Source organism: Nocardioides sp. (genome assembly GCF_034670285.1).
Taxonomy (GTDB): Bacteria; Actinomycetota; Actinomycetes; order Propionibacteriales; family Nocardioidaceae; genus Nocardioides.
Genome location: NZ_JAXMNS010000123.1, coordinates 1 through 9,104, shown reverse-complemented (window position 1 = coordinate 9,104; position 9,104 = coordinate 1). Strand labels below are relative to the sequence as shown.

At 71.4% G+C, this 9,104-nt stretch carries 5 protein-coding genes and 1 tRNA gene; 1 reads left to right on the top strand and 5 read right to left on the bottom strand.

Annotated features, from left to right (window positions below; all coding sequences use genetic code 11):
- The 4 genes from VOI19_RS08150 to VOI19_RS08135 form a co-directional block, all read right to left on the bottom strand.
- Positions 1-3,180 (bottom strand): response regulator (locus tag VOI19_RS08150; RefSeq protein ID WP_323792466.1); only part of this gene is annotated, 3,180 nt, incomplete at its 3' end.
- A 118-nt stretch (positions 3,181-3,298) separates the two neighbouring features.
- Entirely contained in the window at positions 3,299-3,577 is a 279-nt protein-coding gene (locus VOI19_RS08145; protein WP_323792465.1) for an HU family DNA-binding protein, read from the bottom strand.
- A gap of 72 nt (positions 3,578-3,649) precedes the next feature.
- Positions 3,650-5,059, bottom strand: a complete 1,410-nt coding sequence (locus VOI19_RS08140) for a hypothetical protein (protein WP_323792464.1) — start codon at positions 5,057-5,059, stop codon at positions 3,650-3,652.
- 50 nt (positions 5,060-5,109) lie between these two features.
- Complete coding sequence (locus VOI19_RS08135) at positions 5,110-5,358, bottom strand: hypothetical protein (RefSeq protein WP_323792463.1); 249 nt, start codon at positions 5,356-5,358, stop codon at positions 5,110-5,112.
- A gap of 131 nt (positions 5,359-5,489) precedes the next feature.
- On the opposite strand from VOI19_RS08135, the gene VOI19_RS08130 reads away from it, so the two are divergent.
- Positions 5,490-8,816, top strand: coding sequence for a M12 family metallo-peptidase (locus VOI19_RS08130; RefSeq protein ID WP_323792462.1), 3,327 nt, complete (start codon positions 5,490-5,492; stop codon positions 8,814-8,816).
- 75 nt (positions 8,817-8,891) lie between these two features.
- Here the strand turns inward: VOI19_RS08130 and VOI19_RS08125 are convergent.
- A tRNA-Phe gene (locus tag VOI19_RS08125) sits at positions 8,892-8,965 on the bottom strand.
- Positions 8,966-9,104 lie beyond the last annotated feature (139 nt).

The window sequence follows — 9,104 nt, the reverse complement described above, 5'->3', positions numbered from 1 at the left end:
CCTCGAGCAGGGCGATGGCTTCTGCTGCACCCGGCTCGTCGCCGACGAGCGCTGCCTCCTCGACGTCGCCGCTCGCAGGCCGACGCGGGTGAGGCCGAGGTTCAGGGCGCTGCCCTTGAGCTGGTGGGCCACGGCGGCCATCGCGACGAGGTCGTCGTCGTCGCGGGACGACCGGAGCGCCGCCAGGGTCTCCTCGACCCGGGCGAGGAACGACGTGCGGGTGCGCTCGAAGAAGCTGACCCCGTCGCGGACGAGCTCGCGCAGCATCTCGACACGCTCGGGGTCGAGGTCGGGCCCGGGATCCTGGTGAGCGAGCGGCCATGGCGTCTCAGCCTGCTCCGGTCGGGCCCGCGACGCGGTTGCCCCAGTGGTGGCCGCAGTGGTGGCCCCAGTGGTGGCAACAGTGGTGGCCCAGAACCCCACCACCCGGGCCAGGTCATTCGGGTCGACCGGCTTGGAGAGGAAGTCGTCCATGCCGACGCCGAGGCAGCGCTCGCGCTCCCCGGCGAGGGCGGAGGCGGTCATGGCCACGATCGGTACCCGGGCGCCCTCCTCACGGGAGCGGATCACCTCGGTGGCGTCGTAGCCGTCCATGCGCGGCATCCGGCAGTCCATCCGCACCAGGTCGTAGGCGTGCCCCGGCGCGAGCGCGGTCACGGCCTCCTCCCCGTTGGCAGCGATGGTGCTGCGGCAGCCCAGACCCTCGAGCAGGCCCTGGGCGACCAGCTGGTTGACGAGGTTGTCCTCGACGACCAGGACGTTGAGGTCCAGCTGCACGTAGGTGCGGGCGCTGCCGCGAGCCGGGCCCTCAGGAACCGGGGCGTCGTCGGCACACCGTGAGGCCACGAGCACCGCGTCGTGCAGCTCGGTGGCCCGCACCGGCTTGTCGACGATGCAGCAGAAGCCTGCGGCCCGGGCCTGGTCGAGGGTCACCGAGGGATCGTCGGAGAGGAGGATCACCGAGAGCTCCTCGAGGTCGCGCGTGCTCGTCAGCGAGCGTCCGAGCGTGAGCCCGTCGACGTCGGGCATGTAGAGGTCGACGAGGACGAGGTCGAAGGCCGACGGCGTGCCGGTCCGCTCGCGCAGCACGTGGAGGGCCGCGTCGCCGGAGGCGACCACGGTGACCGTGAGCCCCCAGTCGGTGAGCTGGCTGCGGAGGGTCGCGGCCGAGGTGGCGTTGTCGTCGACCACCAGGACCTCCCGCGGAGCCAGGGCGCTCAGTGCGGGTGTTTGGTCTGCGTCGGGAGCCGGCTCGACCGGTACGACGAACCAGAAGGTGCTGCCGCCGCCGGCGCGCTCGTCAGCACCGATGCTGCCGCCCATGTCGCGCACGAGGCGTCGGGAGATGGCCAGACCGAGACCGGTGCCTCCGTGGCGGCGGGTGGTCGAGCGGTCGGCCTGGGTGAAGGCCTCGAAGAGAGCGGCGGCGTCGGAGCCGATGCCGATACCGGTGTCGCGGACCTCGCCACGCAGCAGGAGCCGCTCGGGCCGCGACTGCGGGTCCAGGCTGAACTCGACGACGACCTCGCCCTGGTCGGTGAACTTGACGGCGTTCGAGGCCAGGTTGGTGAGCACCTGGCCGAGGCGGACCCGGTCGCCGAGGAGCGTCGCCGGGACGGCCGGGTCGCAGCTCAGCACGAGCTCGAGCCGCTTCTCCTGCGCGGGCGGCGAGATGATCGTGGCGACCTGGTCGAGCAGCGGTGCGATCTCGAAGGGTGCGTGCTCGAGCTCGACGGCTCCGGCCTCGATCTTGGAGAGGTCGAGGATGTCGGTCAGCAGGGCGAGCAGCGTCGAGCCTGCGCCGCGCAGGCCCTCGGCGAGGCGCCGCTGGTGACCGTCGAGGTCGGTGCGGAGCAGGAGGTCGTTGAGCCCGATGACGCCATTCATCGGCGTACGGATCTCGTGGCTCATGGTCGCCAGGAACGCCGACTTGTGCGCCGAGGCGGCCATCGCCTCGTCGCGGGCGGAGGCGAGCTGGACGGCCGCCTGCTCGCGCTCCGCGCCGCGCGCCAACGTCATCGCGACCTGCTCGAGCAGGTCGCGGACGGGGTCATCGAGCTGCGCGACCGAGCCCTCGAGCTCGATGAGGAACGCCGTCCGTCCGTCGAGCAGCAGGGGCAGCCAGACCCGGGTGGTGCCGGGTGAGTGGCCCGTCTCGCTGATCAGCTCGCCGTTCCTCCAGGCGTCGAGGGCGGCGACGTGGTGCGGACCTGGCGCCGGGCGACCGTCGGCCGAGACGTCGTGAAGCAGGATGGGAGCCCCGTCGCCCGTGGCACGTCCCCACACCGTGCGAGCGGCCCACTCGTCGAAGTCGTGCAGGGCATGCTGGGCGCGTCCGAGGGCGTCGTCGAGGGTGTCGGAGCGGTTGGCGGCCTCGGCGATGCTGCTGAGCAGCCCGAGCCGTCGGCGGGCCTCTGCAGCGTCGAGCGCGGCGAGGCGGAGGTCGGTGATGTCCTGGCAGGTGCCGTTCAGCCGCAGCGGGACACCCTCGTCGTCGACCTCGACGCGGCCGCCTGCGCGGACCCAGCGCATCTCGTCCTGGGCCGTGAGGATACGGCCCTCGTAGGAGAAGTCGGTCCCGTCGCAGACGGCGCACGCCACCATGTCCTGCACCCAGGCGCGCTCGTCGGGATGGGTGCGTTCGAAGACCCACTCGTAGGAGAGCGCGACGTCGCCCTCGGAGGCGCCGTAGATCCGGTAGAGCTCGTTCGACCAGCTGATGTGGCCGGTGACGAGATCCCAGGTCCAGCTGCCGAGGTGCGCGATCGACTGGGCGGACTCGAGCTCGGTCTCGCGCTCGCTGAGTCGATCGAGCAGCTCGCGACGTTCGGTGTGCTCGGTCAGCCGGTGGAGGTAGCCGACGACCGTTCCGCTCTCGTCCAGGTACGGCGTCCAGCTCACCAGGGTCCACACCCGGGTGCCGTCGGGGCGGACGATGAAGACCTCGTCGTTCTGCCCTCCGGGGTGGCCGGCCCGCATGGCCTCGAAGTGGCGGGCGAGGTCCAGCCGGCCCTGGTCGTCGGTGACGTCGAAGACGTTGTCGGACGTGAGGCCGGCGGGGTCGCGGCCCAGCAGCGCCTCGAGTCGGTCGTTGCCGTAGAGGGTGGAGCCGTCGAGTCCGATCAGCCACAGCGCATCGGGGCTCGCCAAGAGCAGTCGCCCTGCGAGTGCGTCGTCCATCGATTCACCTCCTGACCATCATGACCCGCGACCGTTCTCCTTCGGTATCAGAATCGCCCAGCGGGACAGAACAGCCCCCCCGCGCGATGCGGAGGGGCTGTTCTGACGAGCGAAGGCTTCAGTTGCCGGAGACGGCCTTCTTCAGACCGGAGCCGGCCTTGAACGCCGGGGCGGTGCTGGCGGCGATCTGCATGGTCTCGCCGGTCTGGGGGTTGCGGCCCTCGCGAGCCGAACGCTCACGGGTCTCGAAGGTGCCGAAGCCCGGGAGGGTGACCTTCTCGCCCTTGGCGAGGGTCGCGGTGATCGTGTCGAGCACGGCGCTCAGGGCCTGGTCGGCCTGGGCTCCGCTTAGGCCCGTCTCGGTTGCAATGGCCTCGCGCAGCTCGGTGCGGTTCATGGGATGGCCTGTCCTCTCAGTCGGTGATTGGGGTAGCGGCGGGAAACGTACCCCACCGAGCCTGACGCTGCGTCAGTGGGCGCGCTGCACGCACACGTCGCCGTGCGTGCCGTAACCCAGCAACGGCCCGCCGTACGGGGTCGAGTCGAAGCCGATCAGCGACCAATCGCTCGCCTGTTCGGACGGCGCGCCCGGCGCGGGAGGGAGCGTGGTGGGCCACGGGATGTTGGAGGGGTAGTCGGCGTCGAGCACGCCGTGCTGAGTGAGCTCGAGGTCGAAGATCGGGTAGGTCTGGCGCTCGGAGCGACGGCTGTCGGGGCCGTCGGAGGCCAGCACCCACCAGCGTCCGTCGACCTCGGTGAGGGTGGTGCCCTCGCAGGCGAGGCGGTCGGGCGTCGCGGCGAGGAAGGAGAGCGAGTCCAGGTCCGGTCCGCTCGCCAGGACCGGGTGGAAGCGGAACCAGCGCTCGGCGCTGACGAAGCCGACGAGCCAGTCGCCGCCGGGCTCCGCCGCCGTGGCTGCCCGCCGCACCAGGTGAGGGTCCCAGCGGCCGACCGAGGTCAGTCCGGTCGTCGGCAGGTCGAGCGGCACGGTGTCGAGGACGTGCTGGCCCGCGGTGAGGTCGGCGGTCGAGGTGGCCAGGGTGGTGCTCACGTGAGGGTCGCGCTTGGGGTCGAAGGTGCCCCAGGTGCTGGTGGCCACCAGCCAGCGGTCGCCGTCGCGCACGAGGTGCGTCGCGTGGTCGCCGAACACCCCGGCCACGTCGTCCTCGGGCGGTCGACGGAAGAACAGGTCGCCGCGATGGGTGAGGGACGGCGGTGGGCCGTCCTCAGTAGGCACGGTGGACGGCAGGGTGGACGGCAGGGTGGGCGGGGAGAAGGACCACACCGACGTGTGGGCCGTGCGGAAGCCACCCGGGCCGGCGCTGGTCGCGGTCAGCAGCACCTCACCGCCGTCGGCACATCGGTACGGCGTCCCGTCGGCGTGCGTCACGACGCGGATGTCACGCAGCCCGAGCTGGCCGAAGCAGCCCGACCGGTCACCCACGCCCTCGAAGCGCGCCAGCCAATCCTCGTCGTGCACGTCGATCGCCGTGCGCTCGGCCACGAGGTCGACGACGCCTCGTGCCACCCAGGCGCCGTCCTCGCGCAGCCATCCGGTCACGAACGGGCCGGTGAGGGTGATGGCGACGGCGTCGGGGGTGCGGCCGGTCGCGTGGCGCCGGCTCGCGTGGTTGCGCCAGGCTCCGCCCTGGGTGACCCGCAGGCTCAAGGTGCGCCCGTTCCACCGAGCCGCGAAGCGGTCGTCGCCGAACGTCAGCTCGGCGATCCCGGGGGCGGTCGGGTCGGGCAGGTCGACCTCGGCGGCGAGGTAGGGCGCGAGCGGGGTCGCGGCATCGGGTTGCACCAGAGCCACCGGCCGCAACCGGGCCACCGGGGTGAAGCTCGGCAGCGCCGGTCCGAGGTCGTGCGTCGAGGTCACTCGCAGACCCTAGCCACTGGGCGTCTGCTCGGGGCGACGTGCGGGCGTGTCTACTCCGACGGTTCGGGGAGGTCGTCCCCGTCGGGGAAGTCCTCCGAGTCGGGGAGGTCGTCGCAGTCGACCTCCGGGTTCACGCCGACGTAGTTGAGCGGGCCGGCCAGGATCGTGAGCACGATGTCGCCGGTCTCGCTGCAGCTGAGGTCGTCGTCGTTGTAGTAACCACGCTGTCCCGCAGCGACGGCTCCGATGATGAGCCAGAGCAGGACCACCAGGGTGACAATTCCGCTTCCTCGTCTCATGCCTCCACCACACCGCGTCACACGAGTGCCGTCCTCACCCGCAGGGGCGGTTCAGGATGTCGGGTGAACGGGTGACGCGAGCGATGGCGGGGCCTACGGTGGCGGGAGACCATCTCGTCGAAGGACCTGCCATGACCCGTCGCCTTCCCACGCTGCTCGCCGGCGTGCTCCTCGCCTCGGGTCTGGTGCCCGTGTCCCTCGCCGCCGCGCTGTCGGCGCCACCGCCCGCCTCCCCGCTCGGTCACGGCAACGGCCCGGCGCCCGACGTGTGGACGGCCGTCGACGCCCGCCCGGCCGCCCGCAGCGCCGACGGGCTGCTGCGGCGCGTCTCGCCGACGTCCTACGCGGGCTACGAGCTCGATGCCGACACGCTGGTCGCCGCGCTCGATCGCGCACCGCTCGAGGGAGCTGGGTCGCGGTCGTCCGGGCAGGCGGCTCCGGTGACGATCGAGGTGCCCTCGCCGACCGGTGCGCTGGTGGAGTTCGCCGTCCGTGAGTCACCGGTGATGGAGGACGCTCTTGCGGCCGCCCACCCCGACATCCGCACCTACGCCGGCACCGCCACCGGGGGATCGCCGGCGAGCATCCGTCTCGACGTGACGCCGATGGGCTTCCACGCCTCGGTTCGTGGCGCCGGGGCCTCCTGGTACGTCGACCCGGCCTACAACGGGCTCGCGCAGGGCGAGGACGCGCTGTACGTCAGCTATCTGGGCCGCGACCTCCCGGCCCGCGAGGCGAAGCTGGTGGAGCCCGAGCTCCCGCAGGTGGAGGCGGCCGAGGAGAAGGCTCGCCGACGGGTCGAGGACGCTCTCAGGGCCGGTGAGGGCATCGGTGAGGCCATCGGTGAGGGTGGTGGCGTCGAGGCGATCCAGCGCTCCTACCGCCTCGCGCTGGTGAGTGACCCCAGCTATGCCGAGTTCTTCACGGCCTCGCCGGACCCGGCGGTCGTCGACACCGTGGTCACCGCCGAGAAGGTGACCTTGATGAACCGGGTCAACCAGATCTACAACGACGACTTCTCCATCACGATGCTGCTCGTCGACGGCAACGACCAGCTCAACTTCAACACCGACGCGGCGTTCCTCGGCGCGAACGGACGCTGCGGCAACGTGCCCTGCTATACGGCCTCGGACGTGGGCTGCAACGGTGTCATCGACACCAACCGCTTCGTGGTGGGTCAGATCATCGGCGCCGACAAGTACGACATCGGCCACGTCATGTTCGGGCCCGACGGCAGCGGCGGTGGCGTCGCCTACCTCGGCGCGGTCGGGACGACGGTCAAGGCCGGTGGATGCACGGGGCTCGCGCCGCCGACCGGGGACGGGTTCGCGATCGACTACGTCGCCCACGAGATGGGCCACCAGTTCGCCGGCAACCACACCTTCGACGGCACGTCGTCGGGCTGCTCGGTCGGCAACCGCAACGGCGCCACCTCGGTCGAGCCCGGCTCAGGCTCCACGGTCATGGCCTACGCCGGCATCTGCGGCGTCGACAACCTGCAGCCGCACACTGACCCGTACTTCTCCCAGCGTTCGCAGACCGAGGTGGCCGCCTTCACCCGCTCTGCCCCGGGCAACGTCAAGGAGATCCAGAACATCGCGTTGAGTGGCTTCACGGCCCCGGGGGAGTCCTTCTCGATCTCCTACGGCGGCGCCGCGCAGGACGTCACCGTGGGCACCAACTACACGTCGGCCGGGTTGAAGGCTGCTGTCGAGGCTGCTGAGCCGAGCGGTGCGACGGCGACGATCGCTGGGTCCAAGGGCACGTCGTTCGGCTCGGGCGTCAATGGTTTCCAGGTCACCTGGTCCGGCACGTCCGACATCCCCACCCCGACGGTCACCCTGACGTCGGGTTCCTTCACCTCGATCGTCGGCACTTACGACAACGGCGGGCCGGAGACCAACCAGGGCTTCGCGAACCCGGCGCCGTCCGGCAACCGCAACCCGCTGGTGACGGCACCGGCCGGCAAGACGATCCCGCAGCGCACGCCGTTCGAGCTGACGGGCTCGGCGACCGACGCTGACGGGGACTCGCTGCTCTACCTGTGGGAGCAGAACAACGCGGGCTCGGTCGTGGGCACCGGTCTCAACAGCAACGTCAAGGTCGCCGGGCCGCTCTTCCGCGTGTTCGGCACCTATGCCGACGTGTCGGCGGCCGGCACGGCGCAGTACCACTCGCCGGGGCTCAACCTTGCCACCGCCAGCCCCACCCGCTCCTTCCCCGACGCCGCGCAGGTGGCGGCAGGCGCGACCAACGCTGCGACCGGGACGTGCCCGACGTACGGCGCGAGCACGACGATGCCGCCGGGCGCGACGCTCGACTGCTACTCGGAGTTCCTGCCCACGACGGCCCGCACGCTCAACTTCCGACTGACGGCGCGCGACCTGAGCCCGGGAGACGGCGGCACGTCGTTCGCCGACGTCGCGCTCAGCGTCGGCTCCGCGGGCCCGTTCGCGGTCACCTCGCAGGCGAGTGCCGCCACCGTGACCGGGGGGACGCCCGGCACCGTGGTCTGGGACGTCGCGGGCACCGACTCCGCGACCTACGCGACCGACGTGAAGGTCACCTTCTCCAGCGACGGCGGGCTCAGCTTCCCGACCGTCCTGGCCGAGAGCACCCCCAACGACGGGATCCAGGAGATCACCTGGCCGGGCACGGCGACGAGCCAGGGTCGCGTCCGGGTGCAGGCGGTCGGCAACTACTTCTACGACGTGAGCGACGCGAACCTGACGGTCCTGGGCGTCGAGCCGACGCCCACTCCGACACCCACTCCGACACCCACTCCGACACCCACGCCCACTGCGACGCCGACGCCCACGCCCACCCCGACGCCGCCCCCGGTGGACAACACGCCGCCGGAGACGACGATCAGCTCAGGGCCGCGCACCAACTCGTTCGTGCTCGACCGGGTGATCGACTTCGGCTACGAGTCCGAGCCGGGCGCGAGCTTCACCTGCGAGCTCAACGGCGCCTCGGGGCCCTGCCCGCAGTCGGGCACCCTCACGGTGCGGAGCCTGGCTCCGGGGAGCTACGACTTCTCGGTGGCGGCGACCGACGAGGCCGGCAACACCGACCCGACGCCGGCCGCCCGCCGCTTCTACGTGCCGCTCAACGACCGCCAGCTGAAGAAGACGCGCGACTGGAAGCGGCGGTCCGACGGCGACGCCTATCGCGGCACCTACCTGAAGGCTCGGAGCAAGGGCTCGAAGCTCACCGCGACGGTCAGTGACGCCACCTCGCTGGCGCTCGTGGTCAGCCGCGGCCCCAAGCTCGGCAAGGTGAAGGTGTTCTTGGGCAAGAAGCGCCTCGCGGTCGTGAACACCAAGGGGCCCGCGCGCGCCGGCGTGCTCAAGACGGTCACGCGGTTCGCCACGCCGACGTCCGGGAAGGTGGGCATCGTGACGCGCAACAAGAAGCAGGTACGGATCGAGGGCCTCGCGGTCCGCACCATGTCCTGAGTCCGGCCAGAAAGCGAAGACCCCCACCGGGATCCGGTGGGGGTCTTCGTGCAGGTCGGGGACCTGCGGTGCCGGTGGCCAGGGGCGGGGTCGAACCGCCGACCTATCACTTTTCAGGCGATCGCTCGTACCAACTGAGCTACCTGGCCAAGCGAGGAGCAAGATACATGCCCGGCTCCCTCCCTCACGAATCGGATGCACCCGAGCGGCGGCGGTGTCGCCGCGCTCGTCGTACGCCGCTTCGCCGCAGCGTCGGGTCGCTGGCTAGGATGAGCGCGCAGGATCGCC

Coding starts and splice junctions, on each gene's coding strand:
- VOI19_RS08130 (WP_323792462.1), top strand. CDS start 5,490: ATGACCCGTCGCCTTCCCACGCTGCTCGCCGGCGTGCTCCTCGCCTCG.
- VOI19_RS08145 (WP_323792465.1), bottom strand. CDS start 3,577: ATGAACCGCACCGAGCTGCGCGAGGCCATTGCAACCGAGACGGGCCTA.
- VOI19_RS08135 (WP_323792463.1), bottom strand. CDS start 5,358: ATGAGACGAGGAAGCGGAATTGTCACCCTGGTGGTCCTGCTCTGGCTC.